Annotated in this window: 23 protein-coding genes and 1 pseudogene; 3 read left to right on the top strand and 21 right to left on the bottom strand. The window is 59.4% G+C overall.

The annotated features are described in order from the left end of the window. Nucleotides 1-146: 146 nt before the first annotated feature. The 3 genes from ACOYW2_RS16860 (at nt 147) to ACOYW2_RS16850 (ending at nt 3,210) form a co-directional block, all read left to right on the top strand. Entirely contained in the window at nt 147-1,487 is a 1,341-nt protein-coding gene (locus ACOYW2_RS16860) for an MATE family efflux transporter (protein ID WP_482767275.1), read from the top strand. Between the two features lie 236 nt (nt 1,488-1,723). After that, complete coding sequence (locus ACOYW2_RS16855) at nt 1,724-2,488, top strand: substrate-binding periplasmic protein (RefSeq protein WP_482767274.1); 765 nt, start codon at nt 1,724-1,726, stop codon at nt 2,486-2,488. A 2-nt stretch (nt 2,489-2,490) separates the two neighbouring features. Further along, a complete protein-coding gene (locus ACOYW2_RS16850) occupies nt 2,491-3,210 on the top strand; it encodes a class I SAM-dependent methyltransferase (RefSeq protein ID WP_482767273.1) in 720 nt (239 codons plus the stop codon). A gap of 271 nt (nt 3,211-3,481) precedes the next feature. Here ACOYW2_RS16850 and ACOYW2_RS16845 read toward each other — a convergent pair whose 3' ends face one another. From ACOYW2_RS16845 to ACOYW2_RS16745, 21 genes and pseudogenes are all read right to left on the bottom strand, one after another. Then, nucleotides 3,482-4,960 (bottom strand): hypothetical protein, encoded by a 1,479-nt coding sequence (locus tag ACOYW2_RS16845; protein ID WP_482767272.1) that lies wholly within the window; start codon nt 4,958-4,960, stop codon nt 3,482-3,484. A 342-nt stretch (nt 4,961-5,302) separates the two neighbouring features. Beyond that, nucleotides 5,303-6,619, bottom strand: coding sequence for a hypothetical protein (locus tag ACOYW2_RS16840; protein WP_482767271.1), 1,317 nt, complete (start codon nt 6,617-6,619; stop codon nt 5,303-5,305). Nucleotides 6,620-6,829: 210 nt separating this feature from the next. After that, nucleotides 6,830-8,074, bottom strand: coding sequence for a tetratricopeptide repeat protein (locus ACOYW2_RS16835; RefSeq protein ID WP_482767270.1), 1,245 nt, complete (start codon nt 8,072-8,074; stop codon nt 6,830-6,832). Nucleotides 8,075-8,077: 3 nt separating this feature from the next. Continuing rightward, on the bottom strand, nt 8,078-8,284 hold the full coding sequence (locus tag ACOYW2_RS16830; protein WP_482423756.1) for an energy transducer TonB: 207 nt from the start codon (nt 8,282-8,284) through the stop codon (nt 8,078-8,080). Nucleotides 8,285-8,713: 429 nt separating this feature from the next. Next, entirely contained in the window at nt 8,714-9,133 is a 420-nt protein-coding gene (locus ACOYW2_RS16825) for an ExbD/TolR family protein (protein ID WP_482415423.1), read from the bottom strand. Next, entirely contained in the window at nt 9,130-9,726 is a 597-nt protein-coding gene (locus tag ACOYW2_RS16820; RefSeq protein WP_482415424.1) for a MotA/TolQ/ExbB proton channel family protein, read from the bottom strand. The genes ACOYW2_RS16825 and ACOYW2_RS16820 overlap by 4 nt, the downstream gene beginning before the upstream one ends. A 3-nt stretch (nt 9,727-9,729) precedes the next feature. Next, nucleotides 9,730-11,154, bottom strand: a complete 1,425-nt coding sequence (locus ACOYW2_RS16815) for a MotA/TolQ/ExbB proton channel family protein (RefSeq protein WP_482767269.1) — start codon at nt 11,152-11,154, stop codon at nt 9,730-9,732. Continuing rightward, the gene (locus ACOYW2_RS16810) at nt 11,151-11,960 is read right to left on the bottom strand and encodes a DUF3450 domain-containing protein (protein WP_482767268.1); all 810 of its coding nucleotides are present in this window, start codon (nt 11,958-11,960) and stop codon (nt 11,151-11,153) included. Before ACOYW2_RS16810 ends, ACOYW2_RS16815 begins: the two co-directional genes overlap by 4 nt. A gap of 156 nt (nt 11,961-12,116) precedes the next feature. Then, on the bottom strand, nt 12,117-12,482 hold the full coding sequence (locus ACOYW2_RS16805; RefSeq protein ID WP_482771108.1) for a hypothetical protein: 366 nt from the start codon (nt 12,480-12,482) through the stop codon (nt 12,117-12,119). Nucleotides 12,483-13,083: 601 nt separating this feature from the next. Further along, nucleotides 13,084-13,152 (bottom strand): annotated as a pseudogene (locus ACOYW2_RS16800) (hypothetical protein); the annotation flags it as partial. Nucleotides 13,153-13,224: 72 nt separating this feature from the next. Further along, entirely contained in the window at nt 13,225-14,583 is a 1,359-nt protein-coding gene (feoB, locus tag ACOYW2_RS16795; RefSeq protein ID WP_482767267.1) for a ferrous iron transport protein B, read from the bottom strand. 13 nt (nt 14,584-14,596) lie between these two features. Further along, nucleotides 14,597-14,812, bottom strand: coding sequence for a FeoA family protein (locus ACOYW2_RS16790; protein WP_482419181.1), 216 nt, complete (start codon nt 14,810-14,812; stop codon nt 14,597-14,599). A 150-nt stretch (nt 14,813-14,962) separates the two neighbouring features. Next, nucleotides 14,963-15,856 (bottom strand): DUF4198 domain-containing protein, encoded by an 894-nt coding sequence (locus tag ACOYW2_RS16785; protein ID WP_482767266.1) that lies wholly within the window; start codon nt 15,854-15,856, stop codon nt 14,963-14,965. A gap of 8 nt (nt 15,857-15,864) precedes the next feature. Continuing rightward, on the bottom strand, nt 15,865-16,197 hold the full coding sequence (locus ACOYW2_RS16780; RefSeq protein ID WP_482767265.1) for a hypothetical protein: 333 nt from the start codon (nt 16,195-16,197) through the stop codon (nt 15,865-15,867). A 182-nt stretch (nt 16,198-16,379) separates the two neighbouring features. Further along, complete coding sequence (locus ACOYW2_RS16775) at nt 16,380-16,778, bottom strand: MMPL family transporter (RefSeq protein WP_482767264.1); 399 nt, start codon at nt 16,776-16,778, stop codon at nt 16,380-16,382. Between the two features lie 166 nt (nt 16,779-16,944). After that, on the bottom strand, nt 16,945-18,801 hold the full coding sequence (locus tag ACOYW2_RS16770) for an efflux RND transporter permease subunit (RefSeq protein WP_482767263.1): 1,857 nt from the start codon (nt 18,799-18,801) through the stop codon (nt 16,945-16,947). A gap of 21 nt (nt 18,802-18,822) precedes the next feature. After that, nucleotides 18,823-20,022, bottom strand: coding sequence for a DUF1302 family protein (locus tag ACOYW2_RS16765; RefSeq protein WP_482767262.1), 1,200 nt, complete (start codon nt 20,020-20,022; stop codon nt 18,823-18,825). Next, nucleotides 20,019-20,753, bottom strand: coding sequence for an outer membrane lipoprotein-sorting protein (locus ACOYW2_RS16760; protein WP_482767261.1), 735 nt, complete (start codon nt 20,751-20,753; stop codon nt 20,019-20,021). Before ACOYW2_RS16760 ends, ACOYW2_RS16765 begins: the two co-directional genes overlap by 4 nt. Before the next feature lie 262 nt (nt 20,754-21,015). Next, nucleotides 21,016-21,468, bottom strand: a complete 453-nt coding sequence (locus ACOYW2_RS16755; RefSeq protein ID WP_482767260.1) for a hypothetical protein — start codon at nt 21,466-21,468, stop codon at nt 21,016-21,018. Continuing rightward, nucleotides 21,465-22,169: an MFS transporter gene (locus tag ACOYW2_RS16750; RefSeq protein WP_482767259.1), complete on the bottom strand. Its 705-nt coding sequence runs from the start codon at nt 22,167-22,169 to the stop codon at nt 21,465-21,467. The genes ACOYW2_RS16755 and ACOYW2_RS16750 overlap by 4 nt, the downstream gene beginning before the upstream one ends. Nucleotides 22,170-22,376: 207 nt before the next feature. After that, on the bottom strand, nt 22,377-24,110 hold the full coding sequence (locus ACOYW2_RS16745) for an ABC transporter ATP-binding protein (RefSeq protein WP_482767258.1): 1,734 nt from the start codon (nt 24,108-24,110) through the stop codon (nt 22,377-22,379).

Here is a 24,110-nt window from a genome sequence, read left to right as displayed (position 1 = left end):
TTGGATTTCTTCCTCCTCTTTTAGAAAGTGGCTGCGTTTTCCCGAAGGAATCCTGATAATCATCCAATTATCGGGACCCTTCAACCCACCTTTATGTGCTCCCGATGATTGATTTGTTTCCCTTATGTTTTTTTGAAGGAGCACACATGCCTGCCTTTGGTCGATCCTTAAAGGAGATCTTCCTTTTTTCACTTCCCATTATCGCAGGGCAACTGGGCCAGATGCTGTTCGGCATCGGGGACATCGTGGTTGCCGGGCGTTACTCCACCGAGGTTCTCTCCGCCCTCGGCATCGCCACCGCTATTTTTTCTCCCTTTCTGCTCATCGGAACGGGGATTACCTTTGCCGTGAGCCCCCTCAAGGCACGGATGATCGCCGAGAAGCGGGACGTCAGCGCAGTGCCCGGGACCACCCTGGCCCTTGGGTTTTTGGCCGGTACGGTGCTTGCTTTGATGGTTGTCGCCTCGGGCTTCTGCGTGTCGGTCCTGGGGCTTGCTCCCGCCATTGAGGAGCTGGTGGTGATTTACCTTATGATCTGTGCGGGCTCTATGATTCCTGTGATGATTTTTCAGGTGCTCAAGGAGAATCTCCAGGCCCGGGAAAAGACCCTCTTTGCCAACAGCCTGATCCTGTTTTTCAACCTCGTGAATGTCGGGGCCAACGTCTTTTTTATCTTTACCCTGGACTGGGGCATTGCCGGGGCGGCCGTGGCAACAACCCTGTCCCGGACCCTCATGGCGGTGATCCTTTATGCCCATGCAGCCCGGCAGCTCACCATCACCCGGCAGGTCTCCTTTCCGATCATGGGGCATCTCCTTAAAAAAGGCCTTCCCATCGGCCTCAACGGGCTGCTCATCGGCCTGATCTTTTCCCTGGTCACGGTGCTGGCCGGGAAGATGTCGGTCACGGCTTCAGCGGCAAATAACATCCTCATCAACATCTCGTCCCTTACCTACATGGTGCCCTATGCCCTGGCCGGAGCCGCTTCGGTGAAGGTTGCCGGGGCGTTCGGGCGCAGGGATTTTCACGCCGTGACCTCCTATGCCCTGGCCACCCTGTGCCTGGGGTTTATGTCCGCCACGGTGATGGGCTCGTTGTTTTATGCCGTTCCTGAAGCGATTCTTTCCCTGGTCACGGCAGATCCCCGGGTGATCCGTTACGGTGTGGGCCTGCTTCTTGTGGGGGCGTTTTATCAAGTGCCCGACGCCATTCAGGTGACGGTCCAGGGATGCCTGCGGGGCCTTGAGGTGACCTTTCGACCCATGGTCTATATTTTTCTCGGTATCTGGGGCGTGGGGTTTCCCGTGGGGTGCTTTTTCGCCTACGCAAAGGGCATGGAGGCCGCAGGACTCTGGATGGGCATGGCCGTTGGGCTGACCGCCGTGGCCGTTGTAAACGCCGCTCTTTTTGTGCGGATCCTCATGGGGTACAGGCGCTCTCCAGCCGCTGAACCGCAGGCCTTGGTGCCTTGCGCGATACAGCAGTGAACCGTGAGAAGGGTCGTACCGCAATCGTTCCTGTTTTGATATAATCCAAGGACCTGTCCATGTCGGTGGTGTAACCCTTCAGCTTGTTGTTATCAACGACAGTTTGAGCTGAACCCTTACCCGTGGCCTGGACACAGGCAACATCCCGGAAACAGAACGGGGACGATGTGATGTGTCGGTGGTGTGTGTATATTGCGGCGGCCTGTATCCTCTGGTTTGCAGCCTGGCATGATTCCATGGCCGCGACGAATGTGGTGGTGTTCTGTATAGACAATTACCCTCCCTACAGCTATGACGTGAATGGCCGGGCCATGGGGATCTATCCCTCTATTTTCAGGCGGGCCTTTTCCCGGATGGACGGGTATCGGGTGACCCTGCTCCCCATTCCCTGGAAACGGGGGCTGCACTACCTGAAAAACGGACAAGGTTTTGCCATTGTGCCCGTCTATTTCAAGCCGGAGCTTCGGCCGTACATCTGGCCGTACAGCATCCCGGTGCTGCGGCAGGAGGAGGTGCTTCTCTGCCGTGAACATGTCCTTGCCACCCGAAGCAGCCAACGCTGGCCCGAGGGGTTCTACGGGCTGACCATCGGTAAAAACGCCGGGTATGCAACGGGAGGAAAGGCCTTTAACGAGGCCGTGGCCCGGGGGGATGTTTTTTTGTCCGAGGCCAAAAGCAACCGGATCAACCTTTTAAAGCTCGGGCTCGGGCGAACGGATTGCTACCTCAACGATCGCCTCTCCATTGCATGGGAACTTGGTCAGCTCATGGGTGAGGGGCTTTACGACGAGGGCGGGACACACGCCGTCCTCGGCGAGCCCATTTCCATTCACTGGGAGTGGGGGCATTTGGGAGTGACCCGCATGGATTTCGGGCGGTACCATTTTAAATCAGATTTTCTGGAGCAGTTGAACGGGATTCTTTTGGCCATGCAGGCCACAGGAGAGATTCGGGAGATTGTGGAAGGCATCATGGGGGCTCCTTGCCCCAAGGGGCCGTAAGGATGACGATGATTTACGACAACGATGCGTTTTTTGAGCAGTACAAGCGGTTGCGGCTTGAGGACACAGGCCTGAACGGAAAGATGGAAGAGCCCTGCATGCGGCCCATGCTGGGGGATGTCTCCGGCCTGAGGGTCCTGGACATCGGGGCAGGCTTCGGCCACCAGGCCGCCTGGCTGAAGGAGCACAACGCGCGGTCGGTGGTGGCCCTGGACCCGTCGGCCAACATGTTTGCCCACGCCACGGCCCGACATGCGGGCAAGGGGATTGCCTTTGTGCACGGCTACTACGAAGACCAGGTGTTTGACGACCCCTTTGATCTCATCGTCAGTTCCATGGCCCTCCATTACGTGGAGGACCTGGCCCCGTTTTTTGCCAAGTGCCATGGCGATCTGGCCGAGGGCGGCCACCTGGTGTTTTCCATGGAGCACCCGGTGTGCACGGCAAACCCCACGGGGTACAGCGAGGATGAGGGCGGGAAGTTCTGGCGCCTGACGGATTATTTTCGCGAAGGCGAACGGGTCCAGACCTGGTTCGTGGACGGGGTGAGGAAAACCCACCGCACGCTCTCAACGGTTATCAACGCCCTCATTGCCGCAGGGTTTACCATCCGGCAGGTGGAGGAGCCGGTCCCCATGGACAGGGAGTACCCGGAAGGCGAAAAGACAACGGACTACTTCTGGATACGCCCCTCCATCGTGGTGATTAAAGCGGGAAAGTAAACACGAAAGTAGCTAGTCAGGTTGCCTCCGGCGGGTCGCTTTTTGAAAAAAGCTCCGCAAAAACTTTCCGGCCATCAAGGCGCTTCTCCTCAGTCCCTACGGGACTGAGGAGAAGCGCCTTGATAAAAGAAAAAATGAGAGGGGCTGTGCACTGTTGCTGGGTGGCCCAAAAAAATGAAACTTGTTTGCCAATCGTTATGAGCGTTTGGTCCCCGGCAGGGCTGCCGGGGACCAATTATTCATATGCGTGTGCCCGTGCCTCACCGGGCAGCTATTTTGAAAACGCCATTTTCATGGAGAGGGAGGTTGTGTGAAGTTTCACCGCATCGGTTTTTGCCTCCATGGAGATGTTGACGAACCGCTTTTCCTCTCCTTTTCCCACGTAAAAATAACGCCTCAGCAGGTCGGTGACCTCCTTGTCCTCGGAACGCCTGAGTTCCGCAGGGATTTCAATGGCGCCTTTTAAGTCCACGAAGTCGCCGTCTTCCCCGGGGTGTTCCCGGACGGTGTTTCGCAGGGTGAAGTGGTGGTGGAGCGGGAGGGTGATCCAGGTGCCGCCCTCTGTCTTGAGCCTGAGTTCGGCAGGGGAGGCCACCAGGCTGAACCCGGTGAGTTCCGCCTCCACGTTTCCGTGGATGAGGTTGGTCATGGTGCCGGAAAACGCGTACTCCGGCGCGTCCCCCAGGGTGAGGTGGGACATGTTCTCCGGCGGGTTCTCAATGAAATCCTCTTCGGGGATGATCCGTCCCGGGGTTTCCACAAAGCGCCAGAAAATTCCTTCCAGGTTTTTTTCAAAATACCCGGGCTTTCCTTCCTCGTTAACCCCTTCCACCCGTAAAATCCGATCGCTTTCTCCCGGAACCCCGTCTTCAGGAAAGAGGATGGTGATGTTTTTGGTGATGCGTCCGTGGATTTTGGGCTGGTTGTACCACACCTGATCCGGGACCCTTCGTTTTCTTACCAGGCTAAAGTTGAGAATGGCATCGTTGGTGGCGTAGTGGACGTCGTCTTCGTAGGTGTAGTTGAAAAAGGGGTTGCCGCCGCCGATATCAAAGTCGTTCTGGTGGGTGTACATATCCCCGTAGCGGTTGATGACAAACAGGGTTGAGGATGCAGCGCTTAAGTTCTCGGCGATGAATCGGTCCCTGAAAGGCCCTGCGATGCGGTAGCCCCAGTCCGGCGGGGTCCAGGGGTCGGTGAAGTGGATCTCCCGGCCGTTTTCAAACAGGGCGTAGATGGTGGTGACCATGCAGGGGTAAGCGTTGCCGTTCTGGTCGTAGTAGAACTTGTTGCGCAACAGGTCGTCCTGGGACAGGGCCCAGCCCCGGATGTTTTCCGGCAGGGAGATCCCTGCGCCGACCCCCAGGGGCGTTCCCCAGTGGTCCGTCCACGAGATGGAGCCCGGGGACGCGTACCCGTTTTTGCAGTAGAAAATCTGCCGTGTCTCGGAGACGGCGATGAGGATGGGGCCGTCCACGGAGATCTCCTCCATGGCATCGGCGGTGATGGGGTTGCCCAACAGGTTTTCCGGGGACCCGGTGTTCCCGAGGAGCTGCCACGAGATCCCGTCGACCCGCTCTTTAACGTAGATCAGGCCGTCGTGGATGGCAAAATAGTACACTTCGTTGAATGCCCGGGTGGACGATCTCAAGCTGATCACGTCGGGCAGGTCAGGGAGCTGGGCCGTCGCCGGAGCGACGCAGGCGAGTAGAAAAAGGAACATCGACACCAAAAACACCTTCGTTTTCATGAATCCTCCATACAATTGAAATGAACACTATCGGGATTTCTCAGGTAAGGATACGCTCTTATATCGAAACACGAGCAATGTGTTGTAAACGAGTGTTTTAGTCACTGGGTTTTTACACCACACCTTGATTCATTTCAAGTCGATTCCTCTTCTTTGTTAGTTATTCTTGATTGCCGTGCGATAACTATGCAGTTGCCTCCGGCGGGCCACCGGAGGCTTTTTTTATTTGGATTGCTAGTTGTGGCGTGTCATTGGGTCCCTTACACGCACGGCTCCGGGCTGCCCATCTCTTCGTAGAGGGCAAGGTAGTCGATGAGTCCCCGGGTGAACTGGGCATGCGCATCACCGGCGGTTGTGGGGCAAGGAATCTTGGCCCTCAATGCGGACCAGGCCGGCATCCGCCCAGCAGTGGAGCAGGGGCAGAAGGGCCATGGGGGAGGATTCGCCCGCGTGTCGGCCCAGCCCGGCCAGGTCGAGGGCCAGGGTCTGCATCTGCGATCTGATGAGGCTGGCGAGACGGTGATTGGCCACCGGAGCAAGGATCATGGCCACGGGTTTCTCCCGTCCCGCGGTGTTGAGGTAGTCATCCAGCCGGTCGGTCATGAGAACGCGATGACCGTCCACAAAGCCTTCCGCTCCGCATCCAAAGGGGATGCTGGGGGCCTGCTGTGACGCCAGAAAAGAAGAGAGATTTCGTTCCCTGGGGGTGCATGCCCAATGCCCTGCTGAGATGCGGCGGCAGGTGGTGGCGGCCAGGGTCTCTGAGCCCTTCTCGAAGAGGGCATACTGTTCCCGGACAAGGGCGGTATCCCGGCCATGGAGGGGCACGTGGGGTACGAGATCGATGCCGTCGGGGTTTAAAGACACAAGGGTTTCCAGATCCTGTTGAAACATGTCGGCGCTCTGGCCGGAGAGACCGTATGTCAACCCCACGCTCACGGTGGCCTGGCCGGTGCTGATAAGCTCCGATAAGCTGTTTGAAGCCTTTTCACCGTCGGCCCGCCGCCCCATGGCTTGCCGGAGCGGGGTCTGGAAGCTGAGCATGTCCAGGGAGACTCGGTTGACCCCTGCGCGTGTGATGGCGCGGGCCATCTCCGATGTCATGTCGGCGATGCGCCCTTCAACCGTTATTTCGCAGTCGTTGGCCAGGGGGAGGTTGCGGCGAGCGGCTTCAATGATACGGGCAAGGTCTGAAGGGGCCAGGGCAGTCGGGATACCACCGTTTACGAGGAACGCGTGGATAGGCTTGCCCTGGGTGCTGAGTCGCGTTCCGTCACGCATGATGTCGCAAATGACAGCATCAGCGTAGGCCGTACTGAGCTGTGCGTCCACCGGGATCTGGCTTGGGATCTCATCCCCTGCTGTGCCCGTGCCGAAGGGGACGCGGAGGGTCGCCGCCTGCCTCGGATGGAGAGGGGCTTCTGACAAGGAGTGCCAGAGGCTTCGGGCTCCGGGCCCGGTGACGGGCGCCAGACCTCCTGTTGCATAGGGTTCGGGCTCTTCATTGCCAAAGGCGCAGGAGGGCGACGCGTTTGTTGGGCGAGGGAAGCATCCCAGGGACTTGGCTTTTCGGAAAAAACGGGTAAAGGCATCCACGGGGGTGTCTTCCGGAGCCATATCGCGGGTCAAGGGCGGTACGGGAACCTGAAAGGTTGGCATGGGGGGCCTCCTGTCTGTTTTGTTTTTGGGTTGTGGTAAAAAATTTGGCATTCCGAATTTGATGGCCAAAAAAATATATGAGTATTCCGTTATGCCTCAGGCGGACCTGCCCGAGGCATAACGGAATGGTTACCAAAAAACAAAAAAGGGGAGTTGCAAGGCGGGTGAATGCTTTCCGACTTCAGAGGGGCCGGGGCGCTCTTTATCGCTTCAGCCCCTCACTGCCGGGGGCTGGCTTTTGGTTTTGTTGCGCTCTGCAAGGAGTTTTACCACGTGGTCCCTCAATCGTTTTGCCTGGCATTTGGGGGCGCGTTTAACGGCCTTGTTCAACCACGGCAGGGCTTCTTCGGGTTTTTCCTGCTGAAAGAGCACATAACCCAGCATCATGAGGGCATGGCCCTGGTTCGGGGTGAAGGAAAGGACCTTGCGGAAAGCCTCTTCTGCCCCGTTGAGGTCGTCTGCCTCGAACCGCAGCTGGCCGGTGAGGAGCCAGAGACGCTCTGTGTCCCATGTGACAACGCCCTGTTCCAGAACTGCCAGGGCCGCCTCGGGTTTGAATCCTGCCATGAGGGCCTCGGCCTCTTTTCGGGTGAGCTCGGCGGTGCCTTTTCCTTTTTCCGTCAGGCGCCGGTAGCAGGCGGCGGCATCCAGGGGGAGGTCTTCAGCCCGGAAGAGGTCCCCTAAGGTGAGAAGCTCTGCGTCGGTGATGTCCCCCAGGTGATCCAGGTTTCGGAGCTGGACCATGGCCTCGGGATAGCGCTTTTCCTGAAGGAGAAGGCCTGCAAGGCTCCTGCGGAGTTTGGGTTCCCCCCCCATGATGGGCAGGCGATCCGTAAGGGCCTTGATCACGGCCGGACGTTTTCCTGCCTGGGGAGCCGCGGCTGCTGCCAGTTCAACCCACCCCACATTCCGGCAGTCCGGGAACCGGGCAAACAGATCCAGGCAGAGGGTGACGCAGGTCCCCCAGGATTTTTCCCGGTACCGGGAGAGGGCTTCAAAATAGCGAAGGGCAGGGCGGGTCTCTCCGGTGAGGACAAAGGCTTTGCCCAGTGCTTCGGCAGCTTCTCCGAAGTGCTCGGTTTCGTAGGCGACCCGGCCCAGGTTCTGCCAGGCCGGCGCAAAGCTGTCGCAGAGGGCGGTGGCGTTTCTGAAACGCTCCAGGGCTTTGTCAGGCTCTTCGGCCTGGACCAGCTGAACGCCCAGGTGAAACTCCAGGAGATGGTGGCTTCGTTTGCCCGCGCGTTTTGCTGCCTTGGTAAGGGTGGCCAGGGCCTCTTCCGGGCGTTCGTTCTCAATGGCCTTGGACGCTTTGGTCAGGGCCATGGCCACCGAGGGCGAGGGCTGAGAGTCGCAGGTCCCTGCCAGGCTTTCCGTTGCCAGGGCCATGAGCCCGGCGCAGAGGAAGACCCCTATAAGGCGTGCGGCAGACAGTGGAGAATGTGTGATGGGTCCCATGGGTCAATTCTCCAGGTTGAAGTTGATGGTTTTGGTAACGCGGACCCGCACAGGCTCTCCGGTGATCTCCCCCGGGGTAAAGGTCCAGCGGCCGATGGCATCCATGACCGCCCTGTCGAAGACGCCGGGCGGGTTGGACCCCGTGATCTCCACATCGTGGATACGGCCGTCTTTTTCCACGAGGAACTTCACGGTGACACTTCCCGAGATTCCCCACGTTGCGATCGAACGGGTAGATGGGCGCCACGTTGTGGGAGGGCATGGGCAGTTTGTCGAGTTGTGCCTCGCCGAAGACCATGTCCACCGGACCCGGTTTGAAGGCTGTGGTGTCCAATTCCGGGAGCGCCGGTCCCACCTTGAGGGTGGGGGCGGCGGCCGTGTGTACCGGGGTGGGGTCGATGGGCAGGTCCAACCTCGGTTTCATGGGTTTTTCCTGTTTCACCGGTTTCTCTTGCGGCTTTACCGGGGGCGGCGGCGTCAGCTCCTTTAATTTCACCATGGTCACGGGCCGCAGGCGAAAGGTCTCATCGCTCCTTGCCGGGGCGGTGCGCATGCCCGGCAGCAGGGCAAAGAGAAAGATGTTCACCCCCAGGGCCAGGAGGCCCGCAAGGACCATGGGGTTTCGGGGGCCGGTGGCGATCATGCATCCCCCTTGTTCTGGGTTGCAACGCTGACCCGTGAAGCTCCGGCCAGACGGCACTGGTCCATGACCCGGATGAGGGTCCCGGTGGGGCAGGCTTTGTCGGCGATCACCACCACATCGGCGTCGGGCTTGTCGGCCACGGCACGCGCGATGTGGAGGCGAACGCTTCGGATGTCAATGGGTTTTCCGTCGTAGTGGACCGAGCCGTCTTCGGCGATCCCCACGAGGATGGCGTTCTTCTTGGACACCACGCTGGTCTCTGCCTGGGGCCGGTTGATGTCGATGCCGGTCTCTTTGACAAAGCTGGTGGTGACCATAAAAAAGATGAGAAGCAGAAACACCAGGTCGATGAGGGGAGAGATATTCACCTCCGGTGTGCTGCTGTTGCGTCTCAGGGAGTCCCGGACCCGTATCACGTCATGCTCCTTTGAATGATGCTGATGGTTTCGTCGAGTTTGGCGGAGAGGCGATGGGCCCGCCGCATGAGAAGCACGCCCATGAACATCCCGGGGATGGCCACGGACAGGCCGCTCTGGGTGGTGATGAGGGATTCGGAGATCCCTCCGGCCATGGCACGGGCGTTGCCCGTGCCGAAGAGGGCGATGACGTCAAAGGTGGTGATCATGCCGCTCACCGTGCCCAGAAGCCCCAAAAGGGGCGCCACAGCGGCCAGGGTGGCGATGAGGCCGATGCGCCGGGTGAGGTGGGGCCGTTTCTGGAGCCGGTATTGGTGGAGAAGGCCCCGGTTCACCTTGGGGGAGTCGGTGCCGTATTCGGCCATGAACCGAACCAGTTCCCGGCGAAGCCCGGGAAGGTTCGGCCCGGGATCTCCCTTTCGCACCAGGGCAAGGGCCGCGCCCAGGTCGAGGTCCTGCTTTTCAACCTGCCGGTAGACGAGGAGCCGCTCGAAGATGAGGGCCCAGAGAACCAGGGAGCAGATCATGATGGGAACCATCACCGCGCCGCCGCTGTCGATGTAGCCGAAAATGGCCGTGAGGAGATCTCCCATGGATCAGGCCCTCACCTGTTTGGCGCAGCCCTGTGCGCAGCACCCGATGGTTTCCCGGTGGACGATGTTGGTCAGGGCCACGGCTTTTTCTTCCATGTCGCCGATGATGTGCTCCACCCGGCGGTTCAGCACGGTGTGCAAAAGCATGATGGGTATGGCCACGGCAAGGCCCAGCATGGTTGTGATCAGGGCCGTGGAGATGCCCCCGGACATCATGCGCGGGTCGCCGGTACCGGCGATGTGGATCACTTCAAAGGTATCGATCATGCCGGTGACCGTGCCTAAAAGGCCAAGCAGGGGAGCCACGGCCCCGAGCATGCCGAGGAAGGGGAGGAACCGCTCCAGGCGGGGAAGCTCTTTTAAGATCGCCTCCTGGAGGATGGTCTCCAGTACCTGGCGTCGTTCACCCCTGGCCTGGAGCCCTTTTCTCAGGACGTTGTACACCGGCGTGGTTTTCTGCTCCTTGACGATGAGATCGCACTCTTCCCACTGCCCGTAGCCTGCCAGCTCGTTGACCTTGCCCATGGTGTTGTCCGTGTTGTCGTGGACCTTTTTCAAGAACAGGGTGCGCTCGATGCCGATGAAGAGCCCGGCCAGGCCGATGAGGACGATGGGCCACACCAGGGGACCCCCGTTGCGGACGCGTTCGGTAAAGCTCGGGGTGCGTCGCAGGTGGTCCAGGGCCGCTCCGGAGCTCAGGTCCAGGGGCAGGGTGTCTGTTTTGCCCTTGACGTACCGGTTGAGACGCCACCCGACGATGCGTCCCGGCGGTGCGGGAAGCTCGGTGAAGGAGAGGGTGGCTGGGGCATAGAGAAGGGGTTCTGCGCCCTCGTCCTTGACGGCCAGGGTCATGAAGGGCCCTGCCGACAAGAGGGGAAGCTCCCGGGAGATGCCGTCCCGGCCGGTGACGGTGGCGGTGCGCATGGCCACTTCGCTGCACCGGGCGATCTCGTCGGCAAAATACCCAAAGAGGGCTTCCAGGTCCGTGATGCCGGGGAACTGGGTGCCGTCGGCCAGGGTCTCCAGGTGGGCCAGTCGCTCGGGGGCAAAGACGGAAAAGGGTGAGGCCATGCAGAGATCCCGGAGGTTTTTCGCTGCCGTGCGCACAATGGCCACGATGCGTCCCACCTCCTTGTCCAGGCGGTTCCGTTTTTCGGTGAGGGCGGTGACCCGGGTCGTGAGTTCGTCGCCGCGTTTCGTCTCTGTCACAACCTGGGCCTTGAGCCGTTTGATGTCGGCGGCCAGGCGGTTGATTTCACGGGTAAGGCTCTCCCGGTCTCCGGCGATGCGGGTGCGGGATTCCCGGTCTGCGGTCTGTCGTTCGATAAGGGCTGTTTCCGCGTTTTTCATGGCCTGCCGGAGGTCTGCGGACCAGGCCGCGGTGGCCGTCGCAAGGCAGAGGACAGCAACAATGAGTATGCGTTTCATGGGGTCACGATCCTCCCGATGGGCAGACTGACAAGCTCGGCACTTCGCTCTCGCTGGGCAAGGGCGATGGCTTTCTTGAGGTGGGGAGCACAGTTGGCGGGAAGGGGCTCATAGGCACCTTTTTCCGGACTGAAGACCCCGCACCCCTTTTCGTCGAGGGTGAGGTAGTAAAGGGACAATCGGCCGACCTTGAGGAGCTGGACGGTGATGGGCTCGCCCTCCACCTCAATCTCTTCCTGCCAGGCTTCGCTGGTGTGGCCGAACTGGGTCTCGATGGTGAACAGCTCCAAAAGCCGCTCCAGCTTTTCAGCCTGCTTGGTGGCCGGTGCCTTGACCCAGTCGGTGAGGGCGGCAAGGCGCGTATCCCGTTCGTTTTTCAAAAAGGGGAGGCTCTGGGTAACCACCTGGGCCGCGCGCTGCGCCTGATCGGCGATGAGCGGGGAGAGCCCTTCGGTGAGGTGAGATGCCTTGGCGATCTCCCCGTCTAGGCGGGCGGCCTCTTTTTCCTTTCGGCCGTTTGCCCAGAGAAGGGCGTTCACCTCTTCCTGAAGGCTTCGTTGTGTGCTCTCCAGTTGGGAGATTTTCGCCTCCAGGGTGCGGCGCTCTTTTTCCCAGGCCCCCTCCCGTTTCTGGGTGGTGTGGGCAAGGGAAATGTCCTGGCGGACGGTTTCATCCAGTGGAAGGGAGTCGGACCATGTGAGGCCTGGTCCTGTGAAACCGACCGCCAGGGACAACAGGAGAAGCGTTCCGACCCGTTTTGACGTACGGCGCCTCTGGCGTTTCGTGGGTGTGGGATGATGAACCATGGGGAAATTATCTTTAGGTTGATGAATAGTGAAAAGAAAAATAACGCAACAATGACGGGCGACTCAGGGCCTGAACACCCTAAGTTTTTAACGGCTGACAAATTGTGTGTCAATACATTTTTTAAGGTGCTGCTAAAAAGTTTGGGATACCTAAATCTATGGGGCTCCTTTGGGTCGCAATGGAAAGAGCCCCGCGGTAACGGTGACAAGGAGGGCCACTAGGTAAAACCCGGCCATGGCTTCCATACCCGTGAGGCCAAGGACCGAGCCCAGGGTGAAGAGTCCCGAGGCGATGGCAAGGGCAAGAAACGCCGGGAAAACAATGGAAAAACCCATCCATGCAAAGGACCCTGTCTGGAGCTTGACCATCATGGCCGCGGGCAGGCATGGGGGGTAGAGGGCCATGAAGAGCATCAGGGTCAGGGCGTGCAACGGGGTAAACCCTCTCTCCCGGTTTTTCATGCCTTCGGAGATGCTTTGCCCGCCGCTTTCCGGCTGGTAGAGGGCGCCTAGGGTGGCCACGCTGTTCTCCTTGGCCATGAGGGCGCTGAGCAGGCAGTGTCTGGAACTGCCAGGAGAATCCGGCGTGACGGGTGACAGGTTCCAGGGCCTTTCCTGCCATGCCGATGAAGCTGGATTCCATCACCTCCTGTTGCATGGTGTGTTTCAGTTTCTTTCTGCTGCGAATCAGTTTTTTCAGGTCTCTCCGGATACGTCTGCCGTCCGGGTTTTTCCCGGGATTGACCATGGTGAAAAATTCAGGAGAGAGGTCTGTGAACCGAGCATCGACTTTTTCCCTGGCTGCCGGGGTTGAGGCGCCGAAACGGGCAGATTTGTAGCTGTCGGCATAGCGGACCAGGGCCTCGACCCTCTCGTCGGTCATGCCCACGGCCAGGGGATTCTCTGCGACCTTTTCAAGAAAGGCTGCCTTGATCTCATGGGCCTTGCGGTCAAAGTGTGCGGTGCGTTCGTCGCTCAGGCCGGGAAATTCGATGAGCACAAAGACGATGACGGCCACGGCAGCCACCACGGTGACGATTTTTTTGACGAAGAGCCACACCTTGGAGACTGCGCTTTGGATGACGCTGCGAACCCTGGGGAGGTGATAGGCGGGCATCTCCATGATAAACGGTGCCACAGGCCTTCGGGCCAGGGCCGTTGCCGTGAGGAGCCTGGAGACCGGGAGCACCATGAACAGGGTCACCGTGGAGATGAAAAAGAGGGCTGCACCTTTATGTTGCGGGAAATTATGACTGATCGGAGGTCAGAGGGGGATTTTTGCGAGGCAGTTGAGCATGGGGATGATGAGGATGGTTGCCATGCGTGCCCTGTCGTCGGGGATGCCCCGGGTGGACATGATGGCCGGAACGGCGCAGCCCCCTGCGTAGACCCCGCCCAGAACCATGGGCAAGGTGGATTGACCGTGGAGTCCGTATCGGTGGAAAATCTTGTCCAGGATAAAGGCCATCCTGGGCATGTACCCGCTGTCTTCCAGGACGGCGATGAGGGCAAACAGGATCAGGAAAATGGGAATGTAGTTGAGAAGGGCCAGGATGCTGTCGGCGACCCAGAGGCCCAGGGCGCGGGCCATGGGATCATGGATGAAGCCTGCATCGGGCAGCAGGGTCGTCAGGATGGTTTTCCCCTTGAGGAGCAGGGGCCAGGTGAGGCCGGTGAGGCGGTATCCCTGGACAATGGCCAGCTGGTAGAGGAGCCAGACCACAGCCACCAGAAGGATCGGGCCGAAGATACGGTGACAGACCACGGCGTCCACGCGGTCGGACAAGGGGCGCTTCGGTTTTGTTCGGGTGGACAGGCACGCCTCGGCAATCTCCGAGGCCTTTTCCCTCCTTTTTTCGGCAATGTATCGGGACGGGGCCATGCCCGTGTCGGAGCGAAAGGCGATGCGGTGCCCGTCTGCAAGGGAGAAGAGAGAGGCAAACTGCAAGAGGATCCGTCCCGGGGTGGTGTCGGCCCGGTGGTCCCCGGACAGGAGCTTCAGGGCCACCCAGCGGTGTCCAGCAGGATCCAGTGCCATCTCCATCACCTTTTTGGAGAGGTCGGCGATGGCCGGTTCCAAGGCCCCGTAGTGGACAAGGTGCGTGTCAGCCGTGGTGTGCTCATGGACCATGCGTCGGGTGATGGCGCTCTCAAGGGCGTCTTTGCCGGTGCCTTTTTTAATGGCCGTGGGGATCACCTCAAGGCCCAGGGCACGTCCCAGGGCATCGGTGTCGAGGCGAATTCCCCGTGCCTCGGCCGCATCCATCATGTTGGCGTTGACCAGCATGGGCACGCCGAGCTCCATGAGCTGGAGGGTTAAGGGAAGGCTGCGTTTGAGGTTGGTGGTGTCCAGGACATTGATCACCAGATCTGGGCGGCAGTCCACCAGAAAATCGCAGGCCACCTGCTCTTCCAGGGAGTAGGAGGTGATGGCGTAGGTTCCTGGCAGGTCCACCAGCGTGGTCCGGGTGCCGTTGGCGGACAGGGTGCCGGAGCGTTTTTCAACGGTGACGCCGGGGTAGTTGGCGATGTGCTGGTTGGCCCCTGTCAGGGCATTGAACACAGTGGATTTCCCGCAGTTGGGCTGACCGGCCAGGGCCGCCAAGGGCGTGCATTGCTTCATGTCTTTTCCATTCCTACGCAGGTGGCTTAACACTTTTCCTGATGCTCAGGTAAGGCATCAGCCGCTCTACTTCAATTTCGATGGGGTCCTTTAAGGGGGCGCTTCGGATTACTTTGATCACCGCACCCCGGCAGATGCCGATGCCCGCAAGGCGCCTGTCCAGCATGCCCGATGCCGTGATGGTGGTTACCCGGCCGGTTTCCCCGGGCGGGATGTCGTTCAGGTTCATACGAATGCTCCAAATAAAAAATAAATACACACCTTACGACTAAATGCCGCTGCGCTTTAACCCGAGAAACGAGGGGTAAAGCGCAGCGGCAACCGGCTCACCTTGCCGCCGGAGGCATCGCTTTTGTAAGGTTGATTTTTGTACCGCCCCTTAAGGCTTGGCCTTCAAGGTCAGGGTGGAGCTGTAGTAGACCGTGGTGCATTTGCCTTGCAGGTCCTTGAGCTCATTGTCGGCGGTGACTTCCTTGCGTACCATGGTGCTGATGCGCCAGGCTCCGGCCGCGGGGATGCGGAACTGGGCCTTGCCGTCCATGATGTTGGAGGCGAGGCAGAAGTGGTCGGGGCCTCCGAAGGCGTTGCTGCTGGCATTCAGGATGTTCATGCCGTCCATGTCGCAGTTGAGTTTTTTCCCCTTAAGGGTGACCTCAAAGGTGACAAGGTCGCCGACGCGGACATTTGAAAGGTCGCAGGTGGGTGTGATCTCCAGTTCGTGTCCGGCCTTTCCGGGCTGGCTCCACTCTCCGACAGTCATGTAAGATTTTGCTTCTGCCTTGTAGCGGGCACTGAAGTTGAAGGAGGCGGCGCCACGGATGGTGTCCATGGGTTTGGTGGCCATGTTCACCTTGCCCTTTTTGTCCACGTACTGGGTGAAATAGGTGACCTTGGAATCGGTGACCACCTGCCAGGTCCCTTTTTTCGTTTTGTCGGTGAGGGTGAACTTGCGGAGGCCCAGATCCCCGCCCTCCAGGTCCATGCCCCCGTTGCTGCGGGTTGCCTTCTCTTTTTTGATGACCGGAAGGGGAAGGTCCGTTGCCTTTGCATCGGGGCTGATGAGCACATACCGGCCAATCTCCACATTTCCCCAGTCTGATGCCAGAAAATCGTCCAGGGGCATGGTGTGACCCCAGCCGATAGAGGACAACGCATGGCCCGGCGGGTGGGTAAACGAACTGTCCAGGTTGACCCACAGGGAGTGGGCCATGGCGTTGGCGCTGATGAGAAGGGTGGTTGCTGCGGTGGCGATGATCGCCAGTTGTTTTTTCATGGGGTACCTCATTTAGCGTGTTTGTCCTTGGGCTTTTCCGGGCCGGCTTCCCGGACGATATGACCGGGCCCGGCATCCAGAACGATGTCGTAGGTTCCCGACGGCTGGGCGAAGGTGTACTCCCCCAATTCGTCGAGTTGTTTTTTTAAGAGAACCTTTCCGCTGGGGTCTTCAAGCCGGATTTCAACGGCCGAGGCAGCAGATCCGGTGGAAAAGACCCCCTCCACGGTGACCGTGCCGTCTTCGTTGTCGTAGACGGACATGAACAGGGTGTGGGCCGAGGCGGTGGTCGCAAGGCAGAGCGCCAGAGCCCATGCAAGAAGAATGGATCGAAATGTCATATCGGGGTTCCTTTCATGGCCATGGTTTGGTTGAAACCTGCCTCCGACGGCAAGGTGGGCCACCTCGAAAGCAGGTTACGAATGTGATGTTGACTGGCCTGTATCTGTTATTGTGAATGTGTTTGTTAAACGTTTTGAATTGTTTGCCCCGGCAGGACCGCCGGAGGCACCTCGAACGTTGATTATCGGGTTTCACGGGCGCAGCCCGTCAGCACAGGCGCCCCACCTGGAGCGCGAACATCGGGAGCCTTCTCGGCCTTGGCGTCAAGGGGCTGTCGCTCTTTGCCGAAGGGCTTTGTCCACAGCAACAGGGCCGGGGTGACAAAGAGATCGGCGGCCAGGGCCGTGAGGATGCCGATGCCCGTCAGGAGCCCCAGGTGCACGTAAACCTTGGCCACCGAGGTGGTATAAACCGAAAAGTTGGCGGTGATGATCACCGAGGTCATGCAGATAGCCACCCCGATGGTGTTGAAGGTGCGGCGGATGCTTGTGTCGTAGTTGCCCGTCCTTTGGAACTCCAGGCGGCAGTGGTTGATGAAGTGGATGGTGTCGTCCACGGCAAGGCCCAGAAGCATGGGCATGATGGTGATGGTGGTAACTGCTCGGGGAATGTCTCCCAGCCCATGAGCCCGCCGATGGCAAGGGCCGGGGCGATGTTGGGGATCATGGCAATGAGGCCGATTTTTATGCTGCCGAAGACCAGCATCATGAGAAGGGTTACCACGCCCAGGGCGATGGCAAAGGAGATCAATTGGCCGTTGGAGACGATGGCCTGCATGAAGGTGAACTTGGCGATGGATCCGGCCAGGCCGATGGTGGCATGGGGAAAGAGGGTCTGGGCATGGGCCTTGAGGGATTCGAGTTCCCGTTTGGCTTGCGGGAACTGTGCTGATTCCCCATTTCGATCTGCATGCGCAGGCGCTGGTAGTCGTAGTCCACCCATTTTTCCGCCTCGGCACCCCCTGCGTTTTCATAGAGCAGGAGTAGCTGGGCCACCATCTGCCGGTTTTCCGGGATGGTGTGGAAGGCGTCGTCCCCGCTGTGGAGGGAGCGGTTCATGTCCTTGATGATGGGGATGAGGGAGGTGACCCGCTTGGTGAGTTCGTACCCCTCGGCCTCCCGGATCAGCTCTGCAAAGGTCTCCAGATTGGCCGGCAGCTTGGCATCGCCGGCTTCGGGGAAGGTGACGGTGAGGTCGTAGGAGTAGAGGGAGCCCACCTTGGAGTTGGCCACATGATGGATTTTGGCCACGTAGGGAATTTTCAGGCCGAAGCTCTTGATGATGTCAAAGGAGACCTCGAACCGGGAGATGCCCGCTGCGCACAGGAGAAAAAGCGTCATGAATACGGCAGCCGTTGTGGTGGGACGTGCAAGCACCCTGTGACTGAGGCCCTCCAGAAGCCCGGTGGTGTGGTGGTGGGCGCGCCTGGCCTTGGGCTTTCGGTCTTTTCCGAAGCTCAGTACCGACGGAACGAGGAAGAGGGTGAGAACAAAGGTGACGGCCACCAGGGCCGAGGCCGTGGACCCCACCCATCGGATGGTACGGACCGGGACAAAGTGGAAGGAGAGCAGGGCGCCCATGGTGGTCAGGGCGGTGAAAAAGACCGGCCAGCCGCATTCTGAGACGGCAAAGAGCACCGACTCTTTCCGGTTGCCGGTTTCGGCAAAGTGGCGGTTGAAGAACCCGAAGAGGTGAATGGCATAGCCGATGGCCACGGCAAGGCCTAAGTAGACGGGGACCAGGATCATGGAGGGGTCGATTTGTGTGCCGAGGAACCCCTGGATACCGAAGGTGATGACAAAGGCGGAAAAGGCCATGAGCATGGGGAGCACCACGCCGGTGATCGTCCGGATGGCAAGGGCCAGGACGATGACCGTGGCAATGATGGACAGGCGCATGTTCCGGACGGTCTCTTTTTTGAAAAAGGCGGTTTTGTCAAAGGCAAGGTGCGGCAGGCCCGCCCCCCTGGGGTTGAGGATTTTGTATTTTTCCTGGGTGATGATCCGGCTGGCCACCTCCCCGGCCGCGATGTCCGGGCCCACATTTTCGGCGTTTCGCCATTTTTCGGGGTAGGTCTTCATGCGCAGGAGGATCCAGGTCTGGCGCGAGTCGTCGGAGACGATGCGGTTGACAAAAAGATCCCGGGACAGGGCCTTGGCGCGGATGACATCAAGCTCTTCAGGGCTCTGGGGGACCGGATCGGGGACCAAGTCGGAGATGGACAGGCCCACGTCGTTGCCTTCGGTAAACTCGCAGTCGGTGATGGAGAGCACATCGTCGGAGAAGGGCACCTTGGCCTTGAGCTCTGCCCCGAGCTCCCGGATGGCGGTGAGCACCTCCGGGGTGAACACATCATCCACCTCTACGAGGACGGCCACGTATTCGTTGTTGCCGAAGATGGATTTGAACTCGTCGTCGGCAATTTTCATGGGATCGTTTTCCAGGAACCAGTTGTCCCAGGAGGTGTCGAACTGAATGTGCTTCATGCCGCTGACGCAGAAACCTGTGATGAGGAAAAAGAGAAGGATGCTGACCCACCTCAGGCGGAGGATTGTCTCCGCCATGCGGTGGAACGCGTGGTTGATCTTGATAAGGTTGAGCATGGGATAATCTCCTGAGGTGAGTTAGAAACTGTACTTGGCTTTGACCCAGACCTGAGTGTTGTCTTTGTACCGACCGTAGATGCCGCTTCGGGTGCCGGCAAAGATATCTGCGCCGGCCATGGCGTGGAATCCGTCGGTGACCTCAACGTCTGCTTCGAAGCGGTTAAAGAGGTCTCCGTCGTTGAGGGTGACATAGCCCATGTCCGAGAGTTCCAGCTTTTCCCTGAACAGCTTTTTTGCCACCCTGAGGGTGACAAGGCCCCGGTCTTCATCCTGGGTGGTGTCCCCGTTGTGGCGCACAATGTGTTCCCCCAGGGTCTGGACGGTGAAGGTCCAGTTCTCCCCCGGGTACCAGTCGCAGCCCGCAATGGCCTTGATCAGGGGCTTTTCTATATCCGGCGCCCCTTGCTCTGCCGCAGGAAAGGAGGCGCTGGAGAACCAGGCCGCCTCCCCCCTGAGCACCAGGGACCCCAGGGGCACCGAGACGGTGGTGCCCGCAAAGGAGGTGCGGCGATAGCCCAAAGGCTCGGGGTCGGTGTCTGCGGCGACCTGTGCGGGGAGGTCGTTCCAGAGGCGGGCCCAGGAAAAGGTGAGGTCTACCCCGGGAAGGAACCAGCTCGCCCGAACCCCCACTTCGCCATTTTCGAGCGTGTTGTCCGGCTCGGTGGGGGTGGGGTCGGGACCTGTGCCCACGCGCCATGGGCTGTCCGCTTCGGGGAGCTTCGCCGGCTCGAAAAAAGGAATCAGAACGGTTTCTATGGTGAGATCACCCGAACCCGTATACCGGAGGTTCACGGCGTCGATGGGCATGCGGATCTCATCTAAGTCTCGAGTTGCGTATTCGGTTAAGTCCGAGGGGCAGAGAACATCGGTTACCTGGAGGCCGTCGGAGTTGCCCCAGATGATAATCTGGCGTCCTGCCCGGACATCCCAGCCATCCCCTGCGTAGTCCACGTACCCTTCGTGGAGGGTTACCTCCGAAGACTCCTCATCGATGTGGTTCTCCGAGGCGTTGATGGATGCGAAAAAGGCGGCGTCGTCCCGGCTGCCCTCGGTTTCCAGCCTCAGCCGCGTCTCCGAGGCGAGGAATTCATGGGGGGATTTCACCTGCACGGCGTGACGGGTCTCCAGGTACCCTGCAAAGGGCAGCTGCTCTGCCCCTGCCCATGTGGCGGCCAGGAGGAGAGCACAGGCGGCTGCAGCCAGGGGAACTACCCTCATCGACGCAGCCCCCGGGTCAGGGCGTTGACCTTGAACTGGCTGTCTTTCAATCCGGTGTCATAGCGCACATCCCGAAAGGTCATGAGGGTTGTGTGGTGCTCCACGTTGTTTTCCATGCGCATGGCCGTGACGGTCCAGAAACCCCCGATCTTTTCCACGGTATCCACGGTGTACGTTTTTAAGTGCCCGTCCTTGTCGTAGTACTCTGTCTTCAGGGGCAGGTCTTTTTCCTTGTCGATCCAGTTGATCTTTTTTGTGTACATGTCGGTGGGATCCACGGGCACGGACTCCACCACCCAGCAGTCAACCCCTTCCAGGGTTTCCTCCCTGAGGAGACGGTGAGTGTCCTCGTCCACGTTTCGATCCCCCATGTCGTCATAGGTAAAATCGGTTCCCATGAAGTAGTCGTTGGTGGCCTCTCCGCTGATGCGGCGCGTGTTTCTCAAGGCAGGCATGTAGAGCCACCTGTCGTCGTCTTTGTCCGGGTCGTCATAGTCCCAGCTGAGAAAGGCGGTGCCCGCCACATCGGCAGGCTTTTTGAAACGCATGAGCTTTCGGGTGTCTTTGCCGTAATCTTTGCGCCAGGAGACAACCTGGCGGATACGCTTGCGCCCCCTTCGGTTGATGAGGGTCATGGAGAGCTCGGAGATGCGGTCGTCCCCGTCGGGGCACTCATCCACCAGGACCATGATGTCCCTGCCCGAAATATCCTGGGCATGTACCCAGGACACTGAAAAAAACATGCCCATAAGGAGAGTGCAAAGGGGTATCGAAAGTTGTCTGACGCAGCGTCTGTTCATGTTGTCACCTTAGCTTTTGCAATCTAAAGAAAATTAGGGTTGACGAAGTTTGATGAAGAAAGAGTCTTAGCAGGTAGAAAAAATGCCCGTCAACACGCGGTGCCCTGATATGTCGCCTTGGGGTATCCAAACACCTTGGGGGGGTATTTTTGTCCCCGACAGCCACGGTGCGGGCTGATGTTTCATGCTCGGGTTACGGGTGCTGAGGGCCGCCGGCTGTCACGTGGCTGCGCATGTCCCGAAGGGCCTTCAGGAGAAACACCAGGGCAGCGGCCCCTGCAAAGCCTGCGGCACATCCGAAGATGGTGGGAATACCCGGGGAGGGTGTCAGGCCCTCAAGGGCTCCGAAGAACAGAGGGGAGAAGAACTGGCCGGAAAAGAGAAAGATGCTGACCATGGCCATGGCTTTGGTGTTCTGCGCCTTTGGAACGCCGTGGACCACCATGAGGAGGATCATGGGATAGAGGTTCCCGAAGCTTGCGCCGATGAGGGAGACCGCGAAAAAGAGAAGGGGGAGGGTGGGCGAGCCGGAGAGAAGGAAGAACCCTGCCCCCATGAGGCCCATCTGAACGGGGGCCATGAGGTGGTTCAAGACCCCTTTGGTTTTGGCGAAGAGGGACCCGGAGACAAAGGCAAAGCCTGTCACCAGGGCCAGTGCCAGGCCGCATTCCCCAAGCCGCTCTCCTTTATAAACAGGGCGATGTTGGTGGGAAGGACGTAAAAAAGGGTCATCATGGCAAAGGCTGCGCCTGCGGCAAGGTAGGTGACGGAGGGCAGTTTGTCCCCCTTCTTCTGGATATGCGTCTGCCGTTCGGGCTCCGGGAGGAAACATGCCACAAAGAAGGCGGCCACCAGGGCCAGGAAGTAGACGAAAAAGGAGTATCTCCAGCAGAAGGAGGCGAGCCACCCGGAGAGGATCACGGCGATGATGCCCCCAAGGTTGTTGGAGGCCGTGACCCATCCGGTCATCTTGGCGGCCTCTTCGCCTTTGAAGAAATCGGAGACCAGGGCGGTGGATACCGGCATGAGGAGCCCCACACCGATTCCCAGGAGGCCTCGCATCCACAGGATCAGGTCCATGCTCGATACCAGGCCACCGCCGACGCCGCCGGCCATGTAAAGGGCAAGGCCCAGAAACAGGATGGTCCGTTTTTTCATGACCCGTGTGAGCCTTGCGGATAGAAGGGATGCCGGGATGATGGTCATGGAGGGCAGGGTTACGATGAGCCGGATAAGCATGGCATCGGCATGGGGAAATGCAGCGGCAATGATCCCCAGGGCAGGGGAGATGGCCGCGCTTGCCATGATGGTCAGTAACGAGATGGACAGGATGGCTGCTTTGAGCATGGATGGTCTCCTTATGGTTCAACACTGTTTTTCGCCTGGAGTAATGATTCAGCTTGCCTCCGGCGGGTCGCTTTTAGAAAAAAACATCCGTCAGGTCAAAGCGGCAGGCGTAGCGATAACGTTCGCGTGAGCCGAAACCGTTCGTAAAACCTGTTTGGCAACCTTTTTAAAAGGTTGGCCCCCGGCAGGGTCGCCGGAGGCGTCATTTTAATTGTTCACAGCCCACGCCTGCCCCTGTTGCTGGGATTCCCACAAGCTGTGATAGAGGGATTTTTTCCGGAGAAACTGGGCGTGGGTTCCCTCCTCCACCAGGGTCCCTTTGTTGAAGACCACGATTTTGTCGGCGTTGGCGATGGTCTTCAGGTGGTGGGCGATGGCCAGCACCGTTTTGTTCTCGGCCATGTTGCTGATGGCCTTCTGGATTTGCCGCTCGTTGACGGGGTCCAGGCTGCTGGATGCTTCATCCAGAATTACAATGGGTGCGTCCCGGAGGATGGCCCTGGCGATGGAGATTCTTTGCTTTTGCCCGCCGGAGAGGCCCACCCCGTTTTCGCCCACGAGGGTGTCGTAGCCTTGGGGCAAGCCCATGATAAAGTCATGGATCATGGCTTTGCGGGCTGCGTTGTGCACCTCCTCCGGGGTGGCTGTGCGGTTGCCGATTTTGATGTTTTCATAGATGGTGTCGCCAAAGAGGATGACGTCCTGCATGACGATGCTGATGCAGGAGAGCAGGGTGTCGTAGTCCATGTCCCGGATGTCGGTTCCGCCGATGGTGATGCGGCCGCCGTCGATCTCCCAGAAGCGCAGCAGCAGGTTGGTGAGGGTTGTCTTTCCGGAGCCCGAAGGACCCACAAGGGCCGTGAGGCAGTTGACCTCGGCCGTAAAGGAGCAGTTTGAAAGGGCAAACCCGTCGCGGTCGTAGGCAAATTGCACATCCTCAAAGGCGACATCGAACCTATCGGGTTTTTCGTGTTTGCCGGAGGAGGCCACGGCAGGCTCCTGTGTGATGCCCAGGATGCGGTGGTAGCTGTCCCTGCCCTTGATGTAGTACAGCCAGTACATCTCCGCGTTGGCAAAGGGCTTGTAGAATTCCCGGCTCAGGATGAGGAAGAGGGCGTACTCCAGAATGGAGAGCCGAGCTCCCAGCACCATGAAGGCCCCTCCTGCGACGAGGACCGCCAGGCTCATCTCCACGAAAAACTGATACATGCAGATGACCCCTGCGGCGGTTCTGGCAGAGGCTTTGCTGCTCATGCCGAAGCGCTCAATGCTTTTTTCGAGGCCGGTGCGGATGGCGTCGTTGTCGCTGAAGGCCTTGATGACGGGGATGCCCCGGCCATACTCCATAAATCGGCTGACCATGTCGGCCATGTCGTCACGGGTTCGTTCCATGCCCTTACCCCCGGCCCGTGCCCCGGCCACCAGCACGATGAGGCCCACGGGAAGAAGGGAGACCATGTACAGGCCCAGGGCCGGGTTGACGGCAAAGAGGATGCCTCCGGTGATGAGGGCCACGATGAGGTCGCTGATGAGTCGGCTGCCGATGTGGGCCACGACCATCTCCACGCTTTCGATGTCCTGATGGATGATGGTGGTGACGTTTCCCAGACGCTCCCGGGTGTAGTAGCCCAGGGAGAGCCGTTTCATTTTCCGTGTGATCTCCTCCCGGAGCCTTGCCACGATGCCGTATCCTGCGAAGTGCTTGGCAATGTCCGCCCCGGAGAAAAGGAACCCCTTGACTATGATGAGCACGGCGAGCCCTGCGGCATGGAGGGCAATGGAGCCGGTGGAGGCGTCCGTCATGACCCCGTAGATCATGTGCATGATCACCGCCAGGATGGCGATGCCGCTAAGGGACCAGAGCACCCAGAGGAAGGTGGCAAGGGCCATGAGCTTCAGGTGGTGTCTGGCAATATCCGATAAAAACGGTGGTCTGGTCAT

This window comes from Desulfoluna sp. CLI2B (genome assembly GCF_056847375.1).
Note: the sequence above shows the minus strand (reverse complement) of the source record. Positions and strands in the feature narration are given on the sequence as shown.